This window comes from Kineococcus xinjiangensis (assembly GCF_002934625.1).
GTDB lineage: Bacteria > Actinomycetota > Actinomycetes > Actinomycetales > Kineococcaceae > Kineococcus_A > Kineococcus_A xinjiangensis.
In genome coordinates this window covers 631,075-653,429 of the sequence record NZ_PTJD01000001.1, presented here as the reverse complement: position 1 = coordinate 653,429, position 22,355 = coordinate 631,075, and the positions used below count along the sequence as shown (strand labels likewise).

The window sequence follows — 22,355 nt, the reverse complement described above, 5'->3', positions numbered from 1 at the left end:
CTCGGTGACCGGCGTGCCGGCCGCAGGGGTCAGGAGCCGAAGGCGTCCAACTGCTCGCGGGTGGGCGGGTTGGCCCCGGCCCGCGTGCACGTGGAGGAGGCCGAGCGGATGGCGCGCGCCACCACCCGGCGCAGGGCGTCGCCGTCGAGGTCGCGCAGCCGCCCGGCGCCCGCCCCCAGGACGCCCTCCAGTGCGAGGGCGTCCAGCAGACCCGACATGAACGCGTCGCCCGCGCCGACGGTGTCGACCACGTCGATGCGCGGTGCCGGCTCCTCGTGCAGCGCCCCGGCCGCGGTCACGCCGACCGCGCCCTCCCCGCCGCGGGTGACCACCACGAGCGCGGGCCCGAGCGCCGCCCACGAGCGGGCCACGTCCACGACGTCCTCGCCGGGCGCCAGCCACGCGAGGTCCTCGTCGCTGGCCTTCACCACGTCGGAGAGGGCGACGACCTGCTCGACCTGCTCGCGGGCCTGCGCGGGCTCGGGCAGGAAGGCGGCGCGCACGTTGGGGTCGAAGGTGACGGGCACCCGGCCGCGGGCGGACTCCAGCAGCGCCCGCACCGCGCCGGCGCCCGGTTGCAGGGCGGTGGCGATGGAGCCGGTGTGCAGGACGTCGGCGTCGCCGGGCAGCTCCACCGGTGGCAGCGCCCACTCCAGGTCGAACTCGTAGGTGGCGCGGCCCTCGGCGTCCAGGTGGGCGTGCGCGAGCGAGGTCGACCCGTCGTCCACGGCGCCGTCGGGCAGCCGCACCCCGGCGGAGCCCAGGTGGGCGCGGACCGCGGCGCCGTGCTCGTCGTCGCCGAGGCGGGTGACGAGCACCACGTCGGCGCCGAGGCGCGCGAGGCCGTACGCGACGTTCAGCGGGCTGCCGCCCGGGTGCTCGGAGACGCTGCCGTCGCTGTGGTGCACGACGTCGACGAGGGCCTCGCCGACGACGACGGCGCGCAGCGCGGGGGGCGAGCCGGCCTGCTCGGTGACCCGCTCCGTCATCGAGCCCCGCTGAAGTCGACGGAGGCGTAGGCGCGCAGCTTGGAGAGCTGGTGCTCGGACTCCACCCGGCGGATCGTGCCGGACTTGGAGCGCATCACCAGGCTGGAGGTGTGGATGGAGTCCCCGTCGTAGCGCACGCCCTTGACGAGCTCCCCGTCGGTGATGCCGGTGAGCACGAAGTAGCAGTTGTCGCTGCGGACCAGGTCGGAGGTGGACAGCACCGCGTCGAGGTCGTGACCGGCGTCGATCGCCTTCTGCTTCTCGTCGTCGTCGCGCGGCGCCAGGCGGCCCTGGATGGTGCCGCCGAGGCACTGCAGCGCGCAGGCGGTGATGATGCCCTCCGGCGTGCCGCCGATCCCGAGGAGCAGGTCCACGCCGGTGTCGTCGCGGGCGGCCATCACCGCGCCGGCGACGTCCCCGTCGGAGATGAACTTGATGCGGGCACCCGCGTCGCGGACCTCGCGGGCGAGCTGCTCGTGGCGGGGGCGGTCGAGGATGCAGACGGTGATGTCCTCCACCCAGCGCCGCTTGGCCTTCGCGAGGCGGCGGATGTTCTCCTTCACGGGCAGCCGGATGTCGACGTGCTCGGCGGCGTCCGGCCCCGTGACCAGCTTGTCCATGTAGAACACGGCGCTCGGGTCGTACATGGTGCCGCGCTCGGCGACCGCCATGACGGCGACGGCGTTGCTCATGCCGCGGGCGGTCAGGGTGGTGCCGTCGATGGGGTCGACGGCGACGTCGCACTCGGGGCCGCTGCCGTCCCCGACGCGCTCGCCGTTGTAGAGCATGGGCGCGTTGTCCTTCTCGCCCTCGCCGATGACGACGACGCCGTTCATGCTGACGGTGCCGATGAGGGTGCGCATGGCGTTCACGGCGGCGCCGTCGGCGCGGTTCTTGTCCCCGCGACCGACCCAGCGGCCGGCGGCCATCGCGGCGGCTTCGGTGACGCGGACCAGCTCCAGCGCCAGGTTCCGGTCGGGAGCCTCCCGGCCCACGGCCAGGGACGGAGGAAGCAGGGGCGTGGGGCTGTTCGTCATCGTTGACCCTCCAGGTCGGCAGCGGCCCGCCCGATCGTAGCCACCGCCGTGGCGGCCCCGTCGCAGATGCCCGCCGGCATCGGCGACGATGGGGACGTGGAACCCGTGCGCCCCGACCAGCCCGTGCAGCCCGAGCCCGGCACCGCGACCCCTCCCGCCGCGACCGCGACGGCCCCGGCGGCGTCCGGTGCGACCGCAGCCGACGCGGCGACGGCGACCGGCGCGGTCGATCCGGCGGCGGGCGCGAGCGAGGAGCACGGTGCGCCTCCGCCTCGCGGTCGTGGGCGTACGCCGCTGGACATGGTGCGCTCGATGGTGGTCATCCTGGCGCTGGTCTTCGTCGTGGTGTGGCTGCTGCCGCGGCCGAACGGCATCGAGCAGCCGCCGGTGGACGTGCGCTCCGCCGCGACCGCCGCCGCCAGCACGCTGCCCTTCGAGCCGGTCGTGCCGGCGGCGCTGCCGCAGGGGTGGAAGCCGACGTCGGCGTACTCGAGGCGCTCCACCGACGACGTCATCACCTGGCACATCGGCTACCTCACCCCCGAGGGGAAGTACGCGGGGGTGGAGATGGCGGCCGACGCGACCCCGAAGTGGGTGCAGGCGCAGACCGCGGCTCCGCGACCGACGGACGCGGGCAGCCGCACCGTCGGCGGCGTGGAGTGGGAGGAGCTGTACCGGCAGGACCGCAACCGCAGCACGCTGAAGCGGGAGGCCGACGGCATCACGACGCTCGTGACGGGCGGGGCGGGCTTCGACGAGCTGTCCGTCCTCGCGGAGGCGGTGCTGGCGGGGGAGCCGGTGGCCGCCGCGCCCGGCACCTGAGGCCGACGCGGCCGAGCCCGACCCGGCCGAGCCCGACCCGGGCCCGCCGGTTCAGCCGGCGGTGTCCTCCGTGCGGGCGCGCGCGGCGTCGAGGCGCTGCCGGGCCCCGTCCAGCCAGCGCTGGCAGTGGTCGGCGAGGGCCTCACCGCGCTCCCACAGCGCCAGCGACTCCTCCAGCCCCTTGCTGCCCGACTCCAGCGCCCGCACCACGGTGCCGAGCTCCTCGCGGGCCTGCTCGTAGCTGAGGGCCGCGATGGACGGGTCGGCGCTCGCGGCGGGGGTCTGGGGAGGCTGCGTGCTCACGGGAGCCACCCTAGGCGCCGCCTCCGACGCCTCCGTCACTCCGCGCGGGCGCTCAGCTCCCCCTCCGCCACCCGCAGCCGCAGCATCTCCCCGGGGGTCACGTCCTCCGGGGCCCGCACCACCCGTCCGGCGCCGGTCTGCACGACCGCGTAGCCGCGGGTGAGGGTCGCGGCGGGGGAGAGGGCCGCGACCTGCCGGCGCAGGTGCCGCACCTCGTCGCCCGCACGGTCCAGGCGCGACGCCACGGCCGTGCGCATCCGGCCCCGGGCGAGGTCGAGCTCCTGCACGCGCGCGTCCAGCATCTGCTGCGGTGCGGCCAGGGCGGGGCGGGAGCGCACCGCCGCCAGCGCCGACTCCTCCCGGGCGAGGCGGCCGGCGACGGCCGTGCGCATCCGGGTGCGCGCCTGCCCCAGCTGCCTCGCCTCCTCCGCGACGTCCGGCACCACCCGGCGGGCGGCGTCGGTCGGGGTGGAGGCGCGCACGTCCGCGACGAAGTCCAGCAGGGGGGAGTCCGTCTCGTGGCCGATGGCGCTGACCACGGGGGTGCGCGCCGCCGCCACCGCCCGCACCAGCGTCTCGTTGCTGAAGGCCAGCAGATCCTCCACGCTGCCGCCGCCGCGGGTGATGACGATGACGTCGACCTCCCCCTCCGCGTCCAGCTCCTGCAGCGCGGCGGTCACCTGCTCCACCGCCTTCACCCCCTGCACGGCCACGGCGCGGATGTCGAAGCGCACGCCCGGCCAACGCAGGCGGGCGTTCTCCACCACGTCGTGCTCCGCGGCGCTGCCCCGCCCGCACACCAGCCCGACGACGCGCGGCAGGAAGGGCAGGCGCTTCTTGCGGGAGGCGCTGAAGAGGCCCTCGGCCTCCAGGCGGCGCTTCATGCGCTCCAGCTGGGCGAGCAGCTCGCCCTCACCGACGGGGCGGATGTCGCTGGCCTGGAGGCTGAGCATGCCCCGCTTGGCGTAGAACGACGGCTTGGCCCGCACGACGACCCGGGCGCCCTCGCGCAGTCCGTCCGGCAGGTTCTCGCGGAGGCTGTTCATCACGTTCTGCCAGACGGTGACCTGCATGGACATGTCCACGTCGGCGTCGCGCAGGGTGACGTAGACCGTGCCCGCCGAGGGGCGGCTGTTGACGGCGATGACCTGCCCCTCCACCCAGACGGGGCTCATCTTCGCCACGTAGCCGTCGATCTTGGTGAGCAGCAGCCGCAGCGGCCACGGCCGCTCCGCCGTGGTGTCCGCGGCCAGGTCCGGCAGGGGCCCGAGCCGCGCCGGTCCGTCGAGTCGTGCAGGTCCCGTGCCGTTCTCGGTCGTCACCGGGCGATCGTAGGAGGGCCGTCGGACAGCGCACCTACCATGGAGGGCGTGACCTCCCCCGTGCTGCCCGCTCCCGCCGACGTCCCCACCGCCAGGGGTCGTGTGCTGCTGGCCGCCCCGCGCGGCTACTGCGCCGGAGTGGACCGCGCCGTCGTGGCGGTCGAGCAGGCGCTGGAGCTGTACGGCGCCCCCGTGTACGTCCGCAAGGAGATCGTCCACAACAAGCACGTGGTGCAGACCCTGCAGGAGCGCGGGGCGGTCTTCGTGGGCGAGACGGACGAGGTCCCCGAGGGCGAGACGGTGGTCTTCTCCGCCCACGGCGTCTCACCGGCGGTGCACGCGCAGGCGGCGGCGCGCTCCCTGAAGACGATCGACGCCACCTGCCCGCTGGTGACGAAGGTGCACAAGGAGGCCGTCCGCTTCGCGGCGGACGACTACGACATCCTGCTGGTCGGCCACGCGGGCCACGAGGAGGTCGAGGGCACCGCGGGGGAGGCGCCGGAGCACATCCAGCTCGTCGACGGCCCCGGCAGCGTCGACGCGGTGCAGGTGCGCGACCCCGAGAAGGTCGTGTGGCTGTCGCAGACCACCCTCAGCGTCGACGAGACGATGGAGACCGTGCGCCGGCTGCGGGAGCGCTTCCCGTCGCTGCAGGACCCGCCGAGCGACGACATCTGCTACGCCACCCAGAACCGCCAGGTGGCCGTGAAGAAGATCGCCCCCGAGGCGGACCTCGTCATCGTCGTCGGCTCGGCCAACTCCTCGAACTCGGTGCGCCTCGTCGAGGTCGCCCTGGAGGCCGGGGCGGGCGCCTCCTACCGGGTGGACAACTTCCGCGAGATCGACGAGGCGTGGCTGGCGGGGGTGCGCACGGTCGGCGTGACCTCGGGCGCCTCGGTGCCGGAGATCCTCGTCCGGGAGGTGCTGGAGTGGCTCGCCGCGCGCGGCTACGGCGACGTGGAGGAGGTCACCACGGCGCAGGAGGACCTGATGTTCTCCCTGCCCAAGGAGCTGCGCCGCGACATCAAGCAGCGCAAGCAGATCCCCGTCACCCCGGTCTGACACGTCCTCCCGGTCTGACACGTCATCCCGGTCTGACCCGTCCTCCCGGTCCGGCCGGGGCGGGTCAGCGGCTCCCGGAGGAGTCCTCCAGCAGCTCGGGCGCCGTGAGCGGGCGGACGGCGTCCTCCAGGGGCTCCACGGGCGGCAGGTCGGTGTCGCTGAGCTCCAGGTCGCGGATGCGGCGCGCCGAGACCAGCACTCGCCGCTCCAGGGTGCCGACGAGGCGGTTGTAGTCCTCCACCGCCCGGTGCAGGGTCCGGCCCAGCGCCGAGGCGTGCCCGCCGAGGGTGCCGAGGCGGTCGTACAGCTCCCGGCCCACGGCGAACAGCTCCTTCGCGCTGCCCGCCACCGCCTCCTGCTGCCACGTCAGGGCGACCGTGCGCAGCAGCGCCAGCAGCGACGTCGGGGTGGCCAGCACCACGCGCCGGCCCATGGCGTGCTCCAGCAGGGCCGGGTCGGCCTCGCACGCCGCCGCGAGGAACGACTCCCCGGGGATGAAGCAGACGACGAACTCCGGCGACAGCTCGCACGCCGTCCAGTACTCCTTGGCGGCCAGGGCGTCCACGTGCTGCCGCAGCGCCTTCGCGTGGGCCGCGCGCAGCGCCTGCCGCCGGTCCGGGTCCGCGACCTCGGCGGCCTCGAGGAACGCGGCCAGCGGGGCCTTGGCGTCGACGACGACCTGCTTGCCGCCGGGCAGGTTCACCAGCAGGTCCGGGCGCACCGTCCGCCCCTCCCGGGTGGTGCCGGTGGACTGCTCGGTGAAGTCGACGCGGTCCAGCATCCCGGCGTGCTCCACCACCCGCCGCAGCTGCACCTCGCCCCAGGCGCCGCGCGCGCTGGAGGAGCGCAGCGCCCCCGCCAGGCGCGCGGTCTCCCCGCGCAGGGCCTCCGAGCCGGCCTGCACCGCGCTGAGCTGCTCCGCCAGCCGCGCGTACTGCGCCACCCGGTCCCGCTCCAGCACCCGGACCTGCTCCTCCACCCGGCCCAGCGTCGCGGCCACGGGGGACAGCGCGGACTCCAGCTCCCGGCGGCCCTCCGCACCGGCCTCCAGGTCCGCCACCCGCCGCGCCAGCAGGTCCCGCTCCACGCTGAGCGCCGCCTGCGCCGGTGCCGTGCGGGCACGCAGCGCCAGCCAGCACAGCAGCGCCCCCAGGGCGAGGCCGAGGAGGAGGGCGGTGAGCAGCGCGACGGAGGAGGCGGGCACGCACGGCACTGTGCCAGCCCGCACCGACGGGACCCCGCAGCGACGGGCCGGGCGGCAAGCTCCGGCGGCGACGCGGGGGAGGCCCGCGGACGGTAGGCTCCTGCGCCCGTGGCCCTCACCATCGGCATCGTCGGACTCCCCAACGTCGGCAAGTCGACGCTCTTCAACGCGCTGACGAAGAACAACGTGCTCGCCGCGAACTACCCGTTCGCGACCATCGAGCCCAACGAGGGCGTCGTGCCCCTGCCGGACGCGCGGCTGGAGAAGCTCGCGGGGATCTTCGGCAGTGCCCGGATCCTGCCGGCGACCGTCACCTTCGTCGACATCGCGGGCATCGTGCGCGGCGCCAGCGAGGGGGAGGGGCTGGGCAACAAGTTCCTCGCGCACATCCGCGAGGCCGACGCGATCTGCCAGGTCACCCGCGCCTTCGCCGACCCCGACGTCGTCCACGTCGCCGGGGCCGTGAACCCGGCCGACGACATCTCCACCATCCACACCGAGCTGATCCTCGCGGACATGCAGACGCTGGAGCGCGCGGTTCCCCGGCTGGAGAAGGAGGTCAAGGGCAAGAAGGCGGACCCTGCGGTGCTGGCCGCCGCCAAGGCCGCCCAGGCCGTCCTCGACTCCGGCCGCACCCTGCGCGCGGCCGTGCCCGCCGACGGGGTCGAGGCGGAGCACCTGAAGGAGCTCGGCCTGCTCACCACCAAGCCCTTCATCTACGTCTTCAACCTCGACGAGGCCGCGCTGGTCGACGACGCCCGCAAGCAGGAGCTGGCCGACCTCGTCGCCCCGGCCGAGGCCGTGTTCCTCGACGCCAAGCTGGAGTCCGAGCTTGCGGAGCTGGACGCCGAGGAGGCCGCGGAGCTGCTGGCCAGCGTCGGGCAGGAGGAGTCGGGCCTCGACCAGCTCGCCCGCGTCGGCTTCAACACCCTGGGGCTGCAGACCTACCTCACCGCCGGGCCGAAGGAGTCGCGCGCCTGGACGATCCGGCGGGGCTGGACCGCCCCGCAGGCCGCCGGCGTCATCCACACTGACTTCCAGCGCGGGTTCATCAAGGCGGAGGTCGTCAGCTTCGACGACCTCGTCGACGCCGGCTCCATGGCCGAGGCGAAGTCCCGCGGCAAGGTCCGCATCGAGGGCAAGGACTACGTGATGTCGGACGGCGACGTCGTGGAGTTCCGCTTCAACGTGTAGTTCGGCGCACCGGGCGACCGGGGCCGCGTTCCCGTCGCCTGGTGCTGTCGCTCGGCGCTGCCCTTCCACGGGGGCGCTGTGCAGGCTCGCGTCCCCGTGCCCGGCCGGGTCTCCGCCCGCGCCGCTCCGGGACCGGGATGCTGGGATGGTGAGCGACGAGACCTGGGAGCCGCGCGACGTCCACTGGACCGACGAGGAGATGGCGCACGGCTCCTCCGGCCTCAGCAGCACCGTCATGGGCTGGTGGGAGGCTCTCCGCCGCGGGGTGAGCGAGGTCGTCTGGTGGGCCATGGACCCCGACTTCCGGCTGGTCGTGGCGCAGCAGTGGCTCCACGACAACCCTGCCGCACTCCAGGACCCCGCAGCCGGCGGCCATGGTCGTGACGAACTCGCCGCGGCCCTCGCCGTCGAGCGCCCCGACCATGCGCTGTGGCCGCACCTGGAGCGGTTCGTGCTGCGGGCGCTGCGTGAGGCCACCGATCTGGGCGATCGAGAGGTGGGCGCTCCGATCCGCAGTCGCATCGTCGCCCCCGGTGTCGAGGTCGTGGACCTGATCCCCCTGGACCAGCTCCCGGTCGACGAGAGCGGCACCCACATCTGACTGCCCGGCACCCCGGTGGAGAGCCTCGGCGTCTTCGTGCGGCTGCGGGAGGGCACCTGGCGCATCGCCGGTCTCGGGTGGATCGCCGTACCCGGCTGGCCTCCGCGCTACGAGCCCCTGCCTCGGGAGGTCCTCGACTGAACCCCGGACGGCGCTCACCGGGGGGCAGGGACTGCTGTGCCCCCGGTCCTGCTCCGGTACCTCTGCGGACGGATGTTTGACGTGTGCTCCGCGTCACCTTAGGGTTCCGGCCAGACCACTTACATCGATGCACAATCGCGCGGCGCCTCTGTACAACGATGTAAAGACTCCGTTCAGCTCGGACCGACAACGCTGTCGAACAATGGGAGATCCTCCGTGGCCTCGTCACCGTTCCGCTTCCCAGGTCGGGCGAAACTCGCTGTGCTCGCCAGCCTCGGGCTCGTCCTCACCGCAGCCCCGGCCGTGGCGGCGACGCCGGCGCCTGCGCCGTCCGGCCAGCTCGCCCTGACGGGCGACGTCGGCATCCACGACCCGACCATGGCCTACGACCCCGTCGCCAAGCTGTACGTCGTCGCGGACAGCCACAACGCGATCCGCACGGCACCCACCATGAACGGGCCGTGGACGGTCGCCCCCGGGCGCGTCCCGCGTGCCCAGTGGACCTTCGGCGTCCCGAACTCCTCGACCCTGTGGGCGCCGGACCTGACGAAGGTCGGTGACACGTTCTACTACTACTACTCCCAGTCGAGCTTCGGTTCGTCGAACTCCGCGATCGGCGTGAAGACGACGAAGACTCCTGCGGACCCGAGCAGCTACGTCGACCTCGGTCGCCCCGTCGTCACGTCGGGGACGCTCGGCCCGGCCGACCCGGCGATCGAGTTCAACGCCATCGACCCTGACCTGGTGCAGGCCGCCCACGGCAGCCGTTGGTTGGTGTGGGGCTCGTTCTGGGACGGCATCGTCGTGCAGGAGCTGGGCGCGGACCTCGTCAGCCTGGTCGGCGAGCCCACGCTGGTCGCCTCTCGCCGCGCCGACGACAACCCCGTCGAAGCCCCGACGATCTTCCACCGCGACGGCTACTACTACCTCCTCACGAGCTGGGACAAGTGCTGCTCCGGAGCGGCCTCCACCTACAAGGTGACGGTGGGCCGCTCGAAGAGCATCACCGGCCCCTACGTCGACCAGACCGGGAAGCGGCTCGACGAGGGTGGCGGCACCGTCATCCTCGACACCCGCCAGTCCGCTCCCGGGGTCACGCCCGCCGGGCTCTACCGTGCGCCCGGCGGCGCCGACGTGTACACCGAGGGCGGCGTCAACTACCTCGTCCACCACGCCTACCGACCGGCCAACACGCTGGGGATCCGGCCGATGGTGTGGCGCGACGGCTGGCCGTCCTTCCCGGAGACCGGTGGGGGCAGCTACGACCTGACCGACGGCAGCCACGTCCGGCTGGTGAGCGAGGCGAAGCCCTTCACGGCGCCCCCGATCGGCCGGGTCGCCGGACCCACCCCCGAGTTCGGTTCCGCGGTCCAGCTCAACGGCGGCAGCCCGGTGGCGTACGTGGACATGCCCGACGGCATCGTCAGCGGTCTCGACGGCGACTTCACCATCTCGACGTGGCTCAAGCGGGGATCCACGCTCGGCAACGACTGGGCCCGGATCTTCGACTTCGGCGACGACACCCGGAACTTCATGTTCCTGACCCCCGCCTCGGCGGCGCCGCCGACCGGCCTGCGCTTCGAGGTCGCCACCCGGGACAACGGCGGCGGGACGCTCCCGGGCGCCGGGGACAGCGTGCAGGTCTCGACCGACTGGACGCACATCGCGGTCTCGGCATCGGGGACGACCGCCACGCTGTGGGTGAACGGCGAGCCCGTGCGCACCAACACCGACTTCACGGTGCGGCCCGCCGACCTCGGGATCACCAAGAACAACTGGATCGGTCGCTCGCAGTTCAGCGCCGACCCGGGGCTCAACGGGTCGATCGACGACTTCAACATCTTCAGTCGCGCACTGTCCCCCGTGGAGGTGCAGGCGCTGACGACGGCTCCCGGTGGAGGCGAAGCGGTCGGCGGCGGCGACGTCGCGTGGTACCGGTTCGACGAGTCCGGCGGCGCGCAGGTGACGGACTCCTCGCCTGCGGGCAACACCGCCGAGGCGGTCGTGCCCGTGACGACAGAGGACCAGCTGCAGAACCCGGTGCGCGGCACGCAGTGCCTCACGTCGGTCCCGGGCAAGGTCGTCCAGTCGACGTGCGCCGACGGGAACGAGGCGCAGACGTGGCGCCTCGACGAGGCACCCGGCGGGCTCCACCGACTGGTGAGCGCGGGCAGCCGCAACCCCAAGTGCCTCGCGCTGGCCGACGCCTCGGGCGCCGTGGGCACGCCGGTGCGCGTCACGCCGTGCGACGAGGCTCCTCGCAACCCGAACTCGAAGTCGACCAGGGGCGCGCTGCAGCTGTGGTCGATCGAGGACACCGGCCACGGGTTCCTGCGCTTCTCCAACCCGGTCACCGGGCTCGCCCTCGAGATCGACAACGACGGCGGAGCCATCCGCACCGACGTCGTGGGCGCCGCCCGGGCGATCCGCCCGATCGCCAACCTCGACCCGCCCCAGCAGTGGCAGCTCGAGCACGTCGACGCGACGGCGCCGGCCCGGCCCTGACCGGTTCCGGTCCGTCGGTGGCCGGCGGCCGGTCACCGTGCAGACGCCCGGGCGCGAGCGTAGGACGAGGGCGTCTCCCGCGCCGTGCCGGTGGGCTCGCGGTCCGCCCGGCGACTCAGGGCGGGGTTCCGTAGCGGGTGGCGATGGCGGCGGCGCGCTCGCGCAACGAGTCGCGCAACCACTGCGGGGCCAGCGCTTCGGCGTTCGTGGCGAGCTGCCACAGCGCCCACTCGGCGTGTCTCGCGTCCTGGAAGGCCACCTCCATCCGGAGCCAGCCGTCCGGGTCGGCTCCCTCGGCGCTGACGGCCAGGGCGGTGCCCACCAGATCCTCCCGCCGCGCCGGGTGCAGCCGGAGCAGCACGGTGACCTGGTCGCCGCCGGTCCGGAACCGCGTGCTGCGCTCCCGCCAGGCCCGGTCGAGGTCGACCCGCTCCGCTCGCTCCGCCGGTTCGGCGAGTTCCTCGGCGGCCGACACCCGCGACAGCCGGTACGTGCGGTCCGCGCCGGACCTCGTGGCCAGCAGGTAGCCCAGTCCCCGTGCGGTGACGAGGCCGATCGGGTCGACCGTGCGCCACGTGGGAGGCTCACCCACTGCCGCGTAGTGGATGCGCAGCTTGTGCCCGGCGAGCACCGCGCGCCGCACCTCGGCCAGGACGGCGTCGGGAACCTCCTCGGCGGCCAGCCGGCGCGAGAGGAGATCCGTCTCCGGGTCCACGAGCAACCGCTGGGCCGCACCCGCCGCGGTGGCCCGAGAGGTCTCCGGGAGCGCGTCGACCACCTTGAGCACGGCCGAGGCGAGCGCCGAGCCGAGGCCGAACACCTGCACCCCGCGCCGCGATCCGGCGATCAGCAGGGCGAGGGCCTCGTCGTGGTGCAGCCCGGTGAGTTCGGTCCGGAAACCGGGCAGCAACGCGAAGCCGCCGTGCCGACCGCGTTCGGAGTAGACGGGGACACCGGCTGCGGACAGCGCCTCGATGTCGCGCAGCACGGTGCGGGTGGACACCTCCAGCTCGCGCGCCAGCGTGGCCGCGGTGAGCCGGCCGCGCTGGCGCAGCAGCAGCACCAGGGAGACCAGCCGGTCGGCGCGCATGCGCGGAACCGTACCGAGATACGTGACAGAGGGTGTCGTCATTCCCCGGCAGCCTCGGCACCACGACGTCAGAGCCCGGAACCACCGGGCCCGCGGCTGTGCGGAACGTCGACGACTCGGATGGAGCTGGGCCAGTGGTGGAGCGAACTGCGGTCAACCCGTGGACGTGGTCGGTGGAGCTGGGGTACGACCAGGGAACGGTCGTCTCCGGGCACACCCGGACCCTGTACTGCTCGGGGCAGGCCGCGATGGGCGGCGACGGCCGGCCCCGGCACGAGGATGACATGGCGGCGCAGCTGGCGCTCAGCCTCGACAACCTCGAAGCAGTCCTCGCCGGCGCGGGCATGTCCCTCGCGAACCTCGTCCGGCTCGACGTCCACACCACCGACGTCGACCTGCTGTTCCAGCACTACGGCGTGCTGGCCTCGCGCCTGGGCGCCGCAGGGGTGGCGCCGGCCACCACGATGCTCGGGGTGGCTCGGCTGGCGCTGCCCGCCCTGATGGTCGAGCTCGAGGGGACAGCGGTCGCATGAGCCGGCCCCGTCCCCTCCGGCGGGGCGTCCGGTCGGCCCGCCGGAGGGGACGGGCGGGGGGTTGCCCGTGCTGAGCGCGGTGACGGTCGGCGTCTACGGCTCCACGGCCGGAGCGTTCCTGGAGGAGCTCACCGGCCGGGGCGTGGAGCTGCTGCTCGACCTCCGCCAGCGCCGCGGCGTCCGGGGCCCCGACCACTGCTGGGCGAACTCGGCGCGGCTGCAGCGCGCACTCGCCTCGGCGGGCATCGGCTACCGGCACGTGAGGGGCCTGGCGCCGACGACCGAGCTGCGCCGGTTGCAGTACCGCGAGGACGACCGCCTGGGCGTGGGCAAGCGCAACCGCGTCGCGCTCGCACCCGAGTATGCCGAGCGCTACGAGCGGGAGGTCCTCGACCGCTTCGACCTCGACGGGCTCGTGCTGGAGCTCGCCGGCCACTCGACGCTCGCCCTGTTCTGCGTCGAGCGCGACCCGGAGGCGTGCCACCGCTCGCTCGTCGCCGAGCGCCTGCGCGCCGGGCACGGCCTGTCGGTCGCGGACCTCCGCCCCGGTCCGGCCGGGCCGTCCCTGCGGGGGCGTCGGGATCTGCCCGGACTCCTTGTGCCGGGGCGCGCACAGGGGGACGCTGGTCCGGCATGAGGACACAGCGAGTTCGAGCCGCCACGACGGTGGCGGCTTGCGCGATCACCGCGCCGATGTGGGTCCTGAGCGGGCCCTCGGCGCTGGCAGCGGAGGGTCCCGAGATCCTCCACCTCTGGCTTGTCGACGCCACCACCGACACCCGGCTGGTCGAGCTCGAGGACTACCAGACCATCGACCTGGCCTTCGCGCCGGAGCAGCTCAGCGTGGAGGCCGAGGTCGACTCGGAGACCGGCAGCGTCGTCTTCGAGCTGGGCTACGTGGCCGTGCGCACGGAGAACGTCGCCCCGTACGCGCTCAACGGCGACGCGGCCGGAGACATCCACCCCCATCCTGCCCTGAGCACCCCGGGCTGGATCACCGTCGGGGCCCAGCCCTTCGCCCAGGACGCTGCAGGGGGAGCGGCCGGAGCGGAGGTCGTGCGCAACCTGTACCTGCGCCAGCCCGACTTCGTGGTGAGCAGCACCGCGGACCGGCGCGACGCCTGGCCGGGTGACGGCTCGTGCCGGGCCGCGCGCCCGGGGACACCGGCCTCCGCGGAGGCTGCACCCCCGGACTCCGGGCCCGACGCCCCGGCCTCCCGGCTCTCGACGCTCGATGCGGTCGGTGCGCTCCCGGAGGCCACCCCCACCGTCCGGCCGGGCCGCCCGCCCTTCCGGCCGCTGCCCGTCAAGCGGACCGGCTGCGCCCTCCGTGCCGCCCTGGAGGAGGCGAACGCCCTGCCCGGGCGGCAGACGATCTCCGTCGACGGTCGTGTCGGCCCCTACCTGCTGACCCTGGGAGAACTTCGGATCACCGACGACGTGGCCCTCCACGGTCACGAACGCCCGGTGGTCGACGCGGAGCTGCGCTCCCGCGTCCTGAGCGTGAGCGGCACGGCCGCGGACGAGCCGATCGTCGACGTCGACGGGGTCGACCTCGCCAACGGCCGGGTCGGCACCAGCGACCGCGGCGGCGTGCTGCACGTCGAGGCGGCCCTGCTGCAGCTCTCGAACAGCGTGGTGCGCGGTGGCTCCGCGAACTTCGGCGGCGGGATCTACCTGCAGAGCGGCGGAGACCTGACGCTCACCCGCAGCGTCGTCCGTGGCAACTCCGCCGGCCACCCGGAGAGCTTCCGCGGCGGGGGCTTCACCCAGCGGGGCGGAGGCATCTCCAACCTGGGCGGTCACGTCGTGGTGCGCTCCAGCGCCGTCGTCGACAACGTCGCCGTGCGGGGCGGGGGGATCTCCAACTTCGGCGGCACGCTGCGGGTGGAGAACAGCACCGTGGCCGGCAACGAGGCGAAGACCCACGGCGGCGGCATGGAGAACCGCCCCAATGCAGGCGCCGCGGGCGTGCTGCACGTGAGCTTCTCGACGATCGCGCACAACCGTGCCGGCACCTCACCCCACGCGGGCGTGGAGGACCGCGGCGGCGGGGGCGTCTACAACCGCAGCACAGCGTTCATCGCCAGCTCGGTCCTGGCGCGCAACACGGATCCGCTGCCGACGGTCGACGCGCGGCACGCTCCCGACTGCTACAGCCCGCAGGAGCACGCCTTCACGAGCTTCCGCGGCAACGTCGTCGGCGTCCTGTCCGCCACCTGCGACCTCGGCGACTACTCCTGGGGCGACACCCGCTTCCTCAGCCACGGGACGCCGGGCGCTCCGCTGGATCCCGGGCTGGCGCCGTTCCGGTCGGACTCGCCCCTCCCGCACTACGAGCTCCTCGCGGGCAGCGTCGCCGTCGACGTCGGGGCGCGCCCCGACGCGACGCTCTACCCGTGCCCGGACCTCGACGTGCGCGACCGGCCGCGGCCGGTGGGGGCGAGCTGCGACGCCGGCTCCGTCGAACGGGGGTAGGTGCCGGGTCCGGACGCTCGTCCGGGCGCCTCCCGGACGAGTCCCCGGCCCACCGCGGGCGCCCCGCGGTGGGCCGGGCGGGGCCCGCGAGACACCCGCGGTCCGCCGCGCCGACACCCCCGGGAGCGCGGAGGAGGGCCCGTCGGCGAATAGCATCCGGCCGATCAGGCCGGTGGGGAAGCCACCGGCGCAGGCGGCCCCAGGAGACTCCGATGAGCACAGCGATGAGGACGAAGCGCGCCCGGACCGGGGCGGTGGCGGCCCTGGCCGCACTGCTGGTGGCGGCGTGCTCCCCGCCGCCGGCGCAGCCCGCGGACGGAGGCGAGACGAGCGAGGAGGGCGCCACGGTCGCCACGGCCACCTCCGCGGAGGAGGCCGGCGGCTTCGACGCCCTCGTGAAGGCCGCCCAGGAGGAGGGTGAGCTGAACGTCATCGCGCTGCCGCCGGACTGGGCCAACTACGGCGAGATCATCGAGACGTTCAGCGAGAAGTACGACATCAAGGTCAACTCCGCGCAGCCCGACGGCTCCAGCCAGGACGAGATCAACGCCGTCAACCAGCTGAAGGGGACCGACCGCGCGCCCGACGTGCTCGACCTCGGCGCCGCGGTGGCCCTCGCCAACACCGACCTCTTCGCCCCCTACCAGGTGCAGACGTGGGACACCATCCCGGACGCGCAGAAGGACCCCGACGGTCTGTGGGTGCAGGACTACGGCGGCTACATGTCCATCGGCTACGACTCCGCGAAGGTCCCGGAGATCACCGCCCTGAGCGACCTGACGAAGCCGGAGTTCAAGAACAAGGTCGCCCTCAACGGCGACCCGACGCAGGCCAACGCGGCGCTGCACGGCGTGATGATGGCCTCCCTCGCCAACGGCGGCTCCCTCGACGACATCGGCCCGGGCATCGACTTCTTCGCGAACCTGCAGGACACCGGCAACTTCATCCCGGTCCAGGCCTCCTCCGCCACCGTCGAGAGCGGTGAGACGCCGGTCGTCTTCGACTGGGACTACCTCTCCGCTGCGGCGGCCAAGAACGTGCCGACGTGGAAGGTGTTCGTGCCCTCCGACGCCGTCCTCGGCGGCTACTACTTCCAGGCCATCAACAAGGACGCCCCGCACCCGGCGGCCGCCCGGCTGTGGCAGGAGTTCCTCTACTCCGACGAGGGCCAGAACCTGTGGCTGGAGGGCGGCGCCCGGCCCGTGCGCATGGAGGCGATGCGCGAGGCCGGCACCCTCGACGAGGACGCCGCCGCGGCGCTGCCCGAGGCCGACGGCGAGCCGCAGTTCCTCAGCGAGGAGCAGGCGCAGCAGGCCAAGGACGTCCTCGCGAAGGACTGGGCCGGAGCCATCGGGTGACGTCGTCCCGCGCCACGGGCTCGCGGCTGTCCTGGATCGGGGCCGTCCCGTTCCTCGGCTACGTCGCGCTGTTCCTCCTGCTGCCCACCTCGCTGGTGGTGGTGCAGTCGTTCGCGGACGCGCAGAACCGCCCCACGCTGGCGAACGTGCGGTTCCTCGCGGAGCCGTACGTCGTGAGCGCCTTCGGCAACAGCATCGCCCTGTCGGCGGTCAGTGCCGTGATCGGGGCGGTGCTGGGGGCGGTCCTGGCGTGGGTGGTGGCCACGGGGCACCCGGACGGGACGCTGCGCCGGATCGCCACCGCGGTCTGCGGTGTGCTGGCCCAGTTCGGCGGCGTCACGCTGGCGTTCGCGTTCATCGCGACCGTGGGTACCCAGGGGCTCCTGACGCTGCTCCTGCAGGACCTGGGGCTGGACCTGGCCGGGCCGTGGCTGTACCGCCTGCCCGGTCTCGTCCTCGTCTACAGCTACTTCCAGATCCCGCTCATGGTCCTGGTCTTCCTGCCCGCCCTGGACGGGGTGCGACCCCAGTGGCGGGAGGCCGTGGAGACGCTCGGGGGGAGCACCTGGCAGTACTTGCGCCACGTCGCGGTGCCGCTGCTCACCCCGGCGTTCCTCGGCGCGCTGCTGCTGCTCTTCGCCAACGCCTTCGCGGCCTACGCGACGGCCGCGGCGCTCATCAGCCAGGGTGGCGTCATCGTGCCGCTGCAGATCCGCACCGCGCTGACGAGCGAGGTGCTCCTCGGGCGGGAGAACGTCGGCAAGGCGCTGGCGCTGGGGATGGTGCTGGTGGTCGCCGTGGCGATGTACCTCTACGCGCGCGTGCAGGCCCGCGGTGCGAGGTGGCTGCGGTGACCGCGCCGCCGCACCTGGGCCCCGCGGCCACCTCCCTGGCCACCGCACCGGAGCGGACCGGGGCCGGTCTGCACGCCCGCCGCCTCCGCCGCCGGAAGATGGTGCGCGGCGTGCTGCTGGCCGCCTTCGCGGCCTTCTTCGGCATTCCGCTGCTGGCGCTGGTGGAGTTCAGCACCCGGGAGCGCGGCGCGGGAGGCGGACGCACCCTGGAGGCCTGGAAGGCGATCCCGCAGTACCCGGGGCTGCCGGAGGCCATCGTGGCCTCGCTGCAGCTCGCGGCCCTCACCTCCGTGGGGGCCCTGTTCCTGCTCGTCCCCACCATGGTGTGGGTGCGCCTGCGCCTGCCCCGGCTGAGCAGGCTGGTGGAGTTCCTCTGCCTCCTCCCGCTGACGATCCCGGCGATCGTCCTGGTGGTGGGCTGGGCGCCGCTCTACCTGTGGATCAACTACTTCACCCCGCGCACCTACCAGTCCACGCCGCTGGTGCTGACGTTCGCCTACGTCGTGCTGGTGCTGCCGTACGCCTACCGCACGCTGGACTCCGGGCTGTCGGCGATCGACGTGCGCACCCTCAGCGAGGCCGCCCGCAGCCTCGGGGCGAGCTGGGCCACGGTGCTGCTGCGCGTCATCGCCCCGAACCTGGGGCCGGCCATCCTCAACGCGGCGCTGCTGTCGGTCGCGCTCGTCCTCGGGGAGTTCACCGTCGCCTCGCTGCTCAACTACGTCAACGTCCAGGTGGCCATGAACGCCATCGGGCAGGCCGAGGCGCGGGTGGCCGTCGCGGTGGCCGCCGGCGCCCTCATGTCCGTCTTCCTGCTGCTGTTCCTGCTCTCGTTCGTCGGACGAGGCCCCCGTCGCGTGAGGAGCACCCGGTGACCACCTCGACCACCCCCGCCTCCGCCGGCACCCGTGCCGGTGCCGAGGTGCGCCTGGAGTCGCTGCGGCGCAGCTACGGCGCCGTCCCCGCACTGGACGGACTGGACCTCGTCCTGCACCCGGGGGAGCTGGTGGCCCTGCTGGGCCCGTCCGGCTGTGGCAAGACCACGGCGCTGCGGCTGGTCGCGGGGCTGGAGGACGCCGACTCCGGCAGGGTGGTGGTCGGGGGCCGGGACGTGACCCGGCTGCCGGCCAGCCGCCGCGACATGGGCATGGTCTTCCAGGCGTACTCCCTGTTCCCGCACATGACGTCCCTGGAGAACGTCGCCTTCGGCCTGCGGCTGCGCGGGCAGGCGGCCCGGGAGCGGCACCGCCGGGCGGGTGAGGTGCTGGAGCTGGTGGGGCTGTCGGCGCAGGCGGACCGCTACCCCCACCAGATGTCGGGCGGTCAGCAGCAGCGGGTGGCGCTGGCCCGGGCGCTGGCGATCCAGCCCACCGTCCTGCTCCTCGACGAGCCGCTGTCGGCGCTGGACGCGAAGGTCCGCGCCCAGCTGCGCGACGAGATCCGCCGGGTGCAGCTGGAGGTCGGGATCACGACGCTCTTCGTGACCCACGACCAGGAGGAGGCCCTCGCCGTGGCCGACCGGGTCGGTGTCATGAACTCCGGGCGCCTGGAGCAGGTGGGCAGCCCCACGGACGTCTACCACCGCCCCGCCACGCCCTTCGTCGCCGAGTTCGTCGGCCTCAGCAACAAGCTGCCGGCGACGGTGGCCGACGGGAGCGCCGAGGTGCTCGGGGTCCGGCTGCCGCTCGTGGACCCGCGGGCCGAACCGGGCGCGGCGCTCGCGGTGGTGCGGCCGGAGTCCGTCGGGCTGACCCCGGCCGAGGGGGACGGCCCGCTCGTGGGCACCGTGGTCGCAACCTCCTTCCTCGGCGCGGTCAGCCGCGTCAGGGTCGACCTGGGCCCGGTCGGGACGGTCCTGGCCCAGCTGCCGACGGCCGAGGCGGGCCGCTTCGCCCCCGGCGCCCGTGCCCGGATCGGGCTGCGGCCGGAACCGGTCGTCGTGGTGCGGCCGCACGAGTGAGCGGCACCCACCCCCACGGCGGGTCGATCTCCACCCTGTCGAGGCGCCTCGGACCCGGCGACGTGCTCCGCCGGGGAGCGCTGCGGCCCTACCGCCGCATCGGGGTCCTCGACGGGGAACCGCACCGCTGGCGGGAGGACCTGCTCGGCGCGGGCGCCGGGCGCTGGCTGCCCGCCGACGGCGCGACGGCGAGGCCGCTGCTCACCGTGGCCCACGTGACGGACCTGCAACTGCCGGACGTGGGTTCCACCGCGCGGTTCGAGTTCTTCAACCGGGAGTTCGGCGATCCCCTGTTCGCGAAGCTGGTGCCGGTGCAACGCCCGCAGGAGGCCCTCACCGCGCGCGCGATGCACGCGATGGTGTCCACCCTGAACCGGCTGAACGCGGAGGAGGGCGCACCCGTGAGCGGCCGCGGCCTCGACCTCGTCGTGACCACGGGCGACGCCATCGACAACGCGCAGTGGAACGAGCTGCGCAACTGGATGGCGCTGATGAGCGGCGGCCGGGTCCGTCCCGGCTCCGGCGGGGCCGGCTACCAGGGCGTGCAGGGCCCGTCGTGGCCCGACGACATCTTCTGGTGTCCCGACCGCCCCGGCGGTGACCTGTGGCAGACGCAGTACGGGTTCGGGGTCCGCCCGGGCCTGCTGACCGCGGCTCTGGCGGACTTCGACTGCCCGGGGCTGGAGGTGCCGTGGCTGGCGTGCTTCGGCAACCACGAGGCGCTCATCCAGGGCGTCGGCGTCGTCACCGCCGAGCTGGCCGCCGCCATGACGGGCGGGGTGAAGCCGTCCCGGCTGGTGCCGGGACTGGACCGCCGCAGCGCGCTGGAGGTGTTCACCGCCACCGGGCACGAGTTCTTCGGCGAGGGGAGCGCGCCCGTCGCGGTGTCCGCGGACACCGACCGGCGCCCCGTCGGGCGGCGCGAGTTCGTCGAGGCCCACTTCGGCGCGGGGGAGCGGCCCGACGGGCACGGCTTCACCGCGCGCAACCGACGCGACGGAACCGCCTACTACTCCCACGACGCCGGTGCGGTGCGGATCATCACCCTGGACACCACGTCGTCGGCGGGGGGTGCCGACGGATGCCTGGACGCGACGCAGGCGCGCTGGCTGGCGGCCGAGCTGGCAGCCGTCCACAGCCGCCACACGGCCGCGGACGGCACCGTCGTGGAGACGGCGAACGAGGACCGGCTGGTGGTGCTCCTCTCGCACCACGGGCCGAGCACGCTGACGAACACCCGGGGCTCCCTGGTGGACGGCACCGGCGAGGCGGCCGTGACCGCCGCGGAGCTGGTGGCCCTGCTGCACCGCTTCCCCAACGTGGTGCTGTGGCTCGACGGCCACACCCATGTCAACGCGGTGCGCGCCCACCCGGGCCCGGCCGGGCCCGGTTCCGGCTTCTGGGAGGTCACGACCTGCGCGGTCATGGACTGGCCGTGCCAGGCCCGGGTGGTGGAGCTGCTGGACGCCGGGGAGGGGCTGCTCGCCCTGGCGTGCACGATGGTCGACCACGAGGGGCGCGTCGTCCCCGCCGAGGGGGAGCTGCACTCCACCGCCGACCTGGCCGGACTGCACCGCGAGCTGGCGGGCAACGTGCCGTGGCTGGGCTTCGACTCGCCCACCTCCGGGACCGCGCTGGACCGCAACGTCGTCCTCGGCCTGCGCGCCCCGTTCGACCTCGGGCGGCTGCCGGCGTCCGCGCCCTGACGGGGCGGCGCCTCCCGGTGCGCCTCCCCGCGCGCCTCAGCCTGCGCGCCGCCGCTGCGCCGCGCTGCTGCCGCGCACCACGAGCTGCGGCTGCAGCAGCACCGAGCGGTGCCGGTGGGTGGCGCCGTCGGCGTCCTCGCGCAGCAGCAGCTCGACCGAGCGCCGGCCCATCTCCTCCTGCGGCTGGGCCACGGTCGTCAGCGACACCGCGGCGGAGCGGGTGAAGGGCATGTCGTCGTAGCCGACGACGGCGACGTCACCGGGGACGGACAGGCCCCGCGCCGCGCACTCGGCGAGCGCCTCCAGCGCGATGAGGTCGTTGGCGCAGAAGACGGCCGTGGGGCGCCGCGCCGCCGGTGCCGCCAGCAGCTCGGCGAGCGCCGGCAGCCCGCCCCCGGGCTGCCAGCCGGCGACGTCCACGGCCGTGACCTGCGCCTCCGGCACGGCTTCCACCAGGCCCTCGAAACGCTCGCGCACGTGGTGGACGGCAAGCGGGGTTCCGGCGTAGGCGACACGGCGGTGCCCGGCGGCGGCGAGGTGCTCGCCGACCTGGCGGCCCCCGGAGCGCTCGTCGATGGACACCGAGCAGAAGCCGCGGCGCCCGAAGGCGGGGCCGATGAGGGTGAGGGGCGTGCCGCGCCGCTGCAGGGCGCGCACGCCGTCGAGGGAGGCGTCGACCGCGGGACTGAGGAGGACGCCGCGCACCCGGCGCTGCTCCAGCGTCTGGAGCTGGCGCTGCTCGCGCTCCAGGTCGTGCTCGCTGCTGGCGACCATCAGCTCCGCGCCGGCGAGGAGGGCGGCCTGCTGGGCGCCGTCGACGACGTCGAGGAAGAACACGTCCGTGATCGCCGGGATGATCATGGCGATCAGCTCGCTGCGCCCGCGCAGGGCGAGCTGGCGGGCGGGTTCGTTGCGGACGTAGCCGAGCTCGTCCATCGCGTCCCGCACCCGCTGGGCGGTCTCGGGGGTGACCAGCTCGGGATGGTTGAGTACGTGGCTGACGGTGCCGACCGAGACGCCCGCGAGCCGGGCCACGTCCTTGATGCCCTTGCGCACAGCTCCCCGCAGACGGTCGTGGCGTCGCGATCTCGACGCCGCTGCCGCTCATCCTGCCACGCCGGTTCCCACGTCCTGCCCGCGTCCATGTCGGCGGTGCCCGCGTCCGAGGGAGCGCGAGGCACGTCACCGGATCGTTA

21 protein-coding genes are annotated in these 22,355 nt (G+C 74.1%); 14 read left to right on the top strand and 7 right to left on the bottom strand.

Annotation, left to right across the window (positions count from 1 at the left end):
• Window positions 1–29: 29 nt before the first annotated feature.
• Window positions 30–989, bottom strand: coding sequence for a carbohydrate kinase family protein (locus CLV92_RS02860; protein ID WP_104431200.1), 960 nt, complete (start codon window positions 987–989; stop codon window positions 30–32).
• A complete protein-coding gene (glpX, locus tag CLV92_RS02855) occupies window positions 986–2,026 on the bottom strand; it encodes a class II fructose-bisphosphatase (protein WP_104431199.1) in 1,041 nt (346 codons plus the stop codon). Before glpX ends, CLV92_RS02860 begins: the two co-directional genes overlap by 4 nt.
• A gap of 96 nt (window positions 2,027–2,122) precedes the next feature.
• Between glpX and CLV92_RS02850 the strand changes: the two genes are divergently transcribed.
• The gene (locus tag CLV92_RS02850; RefSeq protein WP_158257106.1) at window positions 2,123–2,848 is read left to right on the top strand and encodes a DUF4245 domain-containing protein; all 726 of its coding nucleotides are present in this window, start codon (window positions 2,123–2,125) and stop codon (window positions 2,846–2,848) included.
• A gap of 51 nt (window positions 2,849–2,899) precedes the next feature.
• Here CLV92_RS02850 and CLV92_RS02845 read toward each other — a convergent pair whose 3' ends face one another.
• Window positions 2,900–3,151 (bottom strand): exodeoxyribonuclease VII small subunit, encoded by a 252-nt coding sequence (locus tag CLV92_RS02845; RefSeq protein WP_104431197.1) that lies wholly within the window; start codon window positions 3,149–3,151, stop codon window positions 2,900–2,902.
• A gap of 35 nt (window positions 3,152–3,186) precedes the next feature.
• The gene (gene xseA, locus CLV92_RS02840) at window positions 3,187–4,473 is read right to left on the bottom strand and encodes an exodeoxyribonuclease VII large subunit (RefSeq protein WP_104431196.1); all 1,287 of its coding nucleotides are present in this window, start codon (window positions 4,471–4,473) and stop codon (window positions 3,187–3,189) included.
• Between the two features lie 39 nt (window positions 4,474–4,512).
• On the opposite strand from xseA, the gene CLV92_RS02835 reads away from it, so the two are divergent.
• A complete protein-coding gene (locus tag CLV92_RS02835; protein ID WP_104431195.1) occupies window positions 4,513–5,535 on the top strand; it encodes a 4-hydroxy-3-methylbut-2-enyl diphosphate reductase in 1,023 nt (340 codons plus the stop codon).
• 64 nt (window positions 5,536–5,599) lie between these two features.
• Here the strand turns inward: CLV92_RS02835 and CLV92_RS02830 are convergent, their stop codons facing one another.
• The gene (locus CLV92_RS02830) at window positions 5,600–6,739 is read right to left on the bottom strand and encodes a DNA recombination protein RmuC (RefSeq protein WP_158257105.1); all 1,140 of its coding nucleotides are present in this window, start codon (window positions 6,737–6,739) and stop codon (window positions 5,600–5,602) included.
• Between the two features lie 108 nt (window positions 6,740–6,847).
• On the opposite strand from CLV92_RS02830, the gene ychF reads away from it, so the two are divergent.
• The 4 genes from ychF to CLV92_RS02815 all read left to right on the top strand — a co-directional run bounded on the left by ychF (window position 6,848) and on the right by CLV92_RS02815 (window position 11,180).
• Window positions 6,848–7,933: a redox-regulated ATPase YchF gene (ychF, locus tag CLV92_RS02825; protein ID WP_104431193.1), complete on the top strand. Its 1,086-nt coding sequence runs from the start codon at window positions 6,848–6,850 to the stop codon at window positions 7,931–7,933.
• 148 nt (window positions 7,934–8,081) lie between these two features.
• Window positions 8,082–8,534, top strand: coding sequence for a hypothetical protein (locus CLV92_RS02820; RefSeq protein WP_146099386.1), 453 nt, complete (start codon window positions 8,082–8,084; stop codon window positions 8,532–8,534).
• A 15-nt stretch (window positions 8,535–8,549) separates the two neighbouring features.
• A complete protein-coding gene (locus CLV92_RS22735; protein ID WP_281256883.1) occupies window positions 8,550–8,675 on the top strand; it encodes a hypothetical protein in 126 nt (41 codons plus the stop codon).
• A gap of 261 nt (window positions 8,676–8,936) precedes the next feature.
• The gene (locus CLV92_RS02815) at window positions 8,937–11,180 is read left to right on the top strand and encodes a family 43 glycosylhydrolase (protein ID WP_104431191.1); all 2,244 of its coding nucleotides are present in this window, start codon (window positions 8,937–8,939) and stop codon (window positions 11,178–11,180) included.
• 115 nt (window positions 11,181–11,295) lie between these two features.
• Here the strand turns inward: CLV92_RS02815 and CLV92_RS02810 are convergent, their stop codons facing one another.
• The gene (locus CLV92_RS02810; protein WP_104431190.1) at window positions 11,296–12,270 is read right to left on the bottom strand and encodes a helix-turn-helix transcriptional regulator; all 975 of its coding nucleotides are present in this window, start codon (window positions 12,268–12,270) and stop codon (window positions 11,296–11,298) included.
• Between the two features lie 137 nt (window positions 12,271–12,407).
• On the opposite strand from CLV92_RS02810, the gene CLV92_RS02805 reads away from it, so the two are divergent.
• From CLV92_RS02805 to CLV92_RS02770, 8 genes are all read left to right on the top strand, one after another.
• The gene (locus CLV92_RS02805; RefSeq protein WP_104431326.1) at window positions 12,408–12,803 is read left to right on the top strand and encodes a RidA family protein; all 396 of its coding nucleotides are present in this window, start codon (window positions 12,408–12,410) and stop codon (window positions 12,801–12,803) included.
• Between the two features lie 67 nt (window positions 12,804–12,870).
• Window positions 12,871–13,440 carry a DUF488 domain-containing protein gene (locus tag CLV92_RS02800; RefSeq protein ID WP_104431189.1) on the top strand — a complete coding sequence of 190 codons (570 nt, stop codon included), beginning with the start codon at window positions 12,871–12,873 and terminating at the stop codon, window positions 13,438–13,440.
• Complete coding sequence (locus CLV92_RS02795) at window positions 13,437–15,281, top strand: choice-of-anchor Q domain-containing protein (protein ID WP_146099385.1); 1,845 nt, start codon at window positions 13,437–13,439, stop codon at window positions 15,279–15,281. The genes CLV92_RS02800 and CLV92_RS02795 overlap by 4 nt, the downstream gene beginning before the upstream one ends.
• Window positions 15,282–15,493: 212 nt before the next feature.
• Window positions 15,494–16,639, top strand: coding sequence for an ABC transporter substrate-binding protein (locus CLV92_RS02790; protein WP_245886354.1), 1,146 nt, complete (start codon window positions 15,494–15,496; stop codon window positions 16,637–16,639).
• Window positions 16,636–17,493 carry an ABC transporter permease gene (locus CLV92_RS02785; protein WP_245886352.1) on the top strand — a complete coding sequence of 286 codons (858 nt, stop codon included), beginning with the start codon at window positions 16,636–16,638 and terminating at the stop codon, window positions 17,491–17,493. The genes CLV92_RS02790 and CLV92_RS02785 overlap by 4 nt, the downstream gene beginning before the upstream one ends.
• 98 nt (window positions 17,494–17,591) lie before the next feature.
• Window positions 17,592–18,368, top strand: a complete 777-nt coding sequence (locus CLV92_RS02780) for an ABC transporter permease subunit (RefSeq protein ID WP_104431324.1) — start codon at window positions 17,592–17,594, stop codon at window positions 18,366–18,368.
• Window positions 18,365–19,453 (top strand): ABC transporter ATP-binding protein, encoded by a 1,089-nt coding sequence (locus tag CLV92_RS02775; protein WP_104431186.1) that lies wholly within the window; start codon window positions 18,365–18,367, stop codon window positions 19,451–19,453. The genes CLV92_RS02780 and CLV92_RS02775 overlap by 4 nt, the downstream gene beginning before the upstream one ends.
• Window positions 19,450–21,159: a TIGR03767 family metallophosphoesterase gene (locus CLV92_RS02770; RefSeq protein ID WP_104431185.1), complete on the top strand. Its 1,710-nt coding sequence runs from the start codon at window positions 19,450–19,452 to the stop codon at window positions 21,157–21,159. The genes CLV92_RS02775 and CLV92_RS02770 overlap by 4 nt, the downstream gene beginning before the upstream one ends.
• 36 nt (window positions 21,160–21,195) lie before the next feature.
• Here the strand turns inward: CLV92_RS02770 and CLV92_RS02765 are convergent, their stop codons facing one another.
• Complete coding sequence (locus CLV92_RS02765; RefSeq protein ID WP_104431184.1) at window positions 21,196–22,215, bottom strand: LacI family DNA-binding transcriptional regulator; 1,020 nt, start codon at window positions 22,213–22,215, stop codon at window positions 21,196–21,198.
• Window positions 22,216–22,355 lie beyond the last annotated feature (140 nt).

Excerpts from the sequence above, each read along its gene's own strand:
- CLV92_RS02835 (WP_104431195.1), top strand. The coding sequence starts at position 4,513 with ATGGAGGGCGTGACCTCCCCCGTGCTGCCCGCTCCCGCCGACGTCCCC.
- CLV92_RS02780 (WP_104431324.1), top strand. The coding sequence starts at position 17,592 with ATGGTGCGCGGCGTGCTGCTGGCCGCCTTCGCGGCCTTCTTCGGCATT.
- CLV92_RS02860 (WP_104431200.1), bottom strand. The coding sequence starts at position 989 with ATGACGGAGCGGGTCACCGAGCAGGCCGGCTCGCCCCCCGCGCTGCGC.
- CLV92_RS02810 (WP_104431190.1), bottom strand. The coding sequence starts at position 12,270 with ATGCGCGCCGACCGGCTGGTCTCCCTGGTGCTGCTGCTGCGCCAGCGC.
- CLV92_RS02790 (WP_245886354.1), top strand. The coding sequence starts at position 15,494 with ATGAGCACAGCGATGAGGACGAAGCGCGCCCGGACCGGGGCGGTGGCG.
- CLV92_RS02795 (WP_146099385.1), top strand. The coding sequence starts at position 13,437 with ATGAGGACACAGCGAGTTCGAGCCGCCACGACGGTGGCGGCTTGCGCG.
- glpX (WP_104431199.1), bottom strand. The coding sequence starts at position 2,026 with ATGACGAACAGCCCCACGCCCCTGCTTCCTCCGTCCCTGGCCGTGGGC.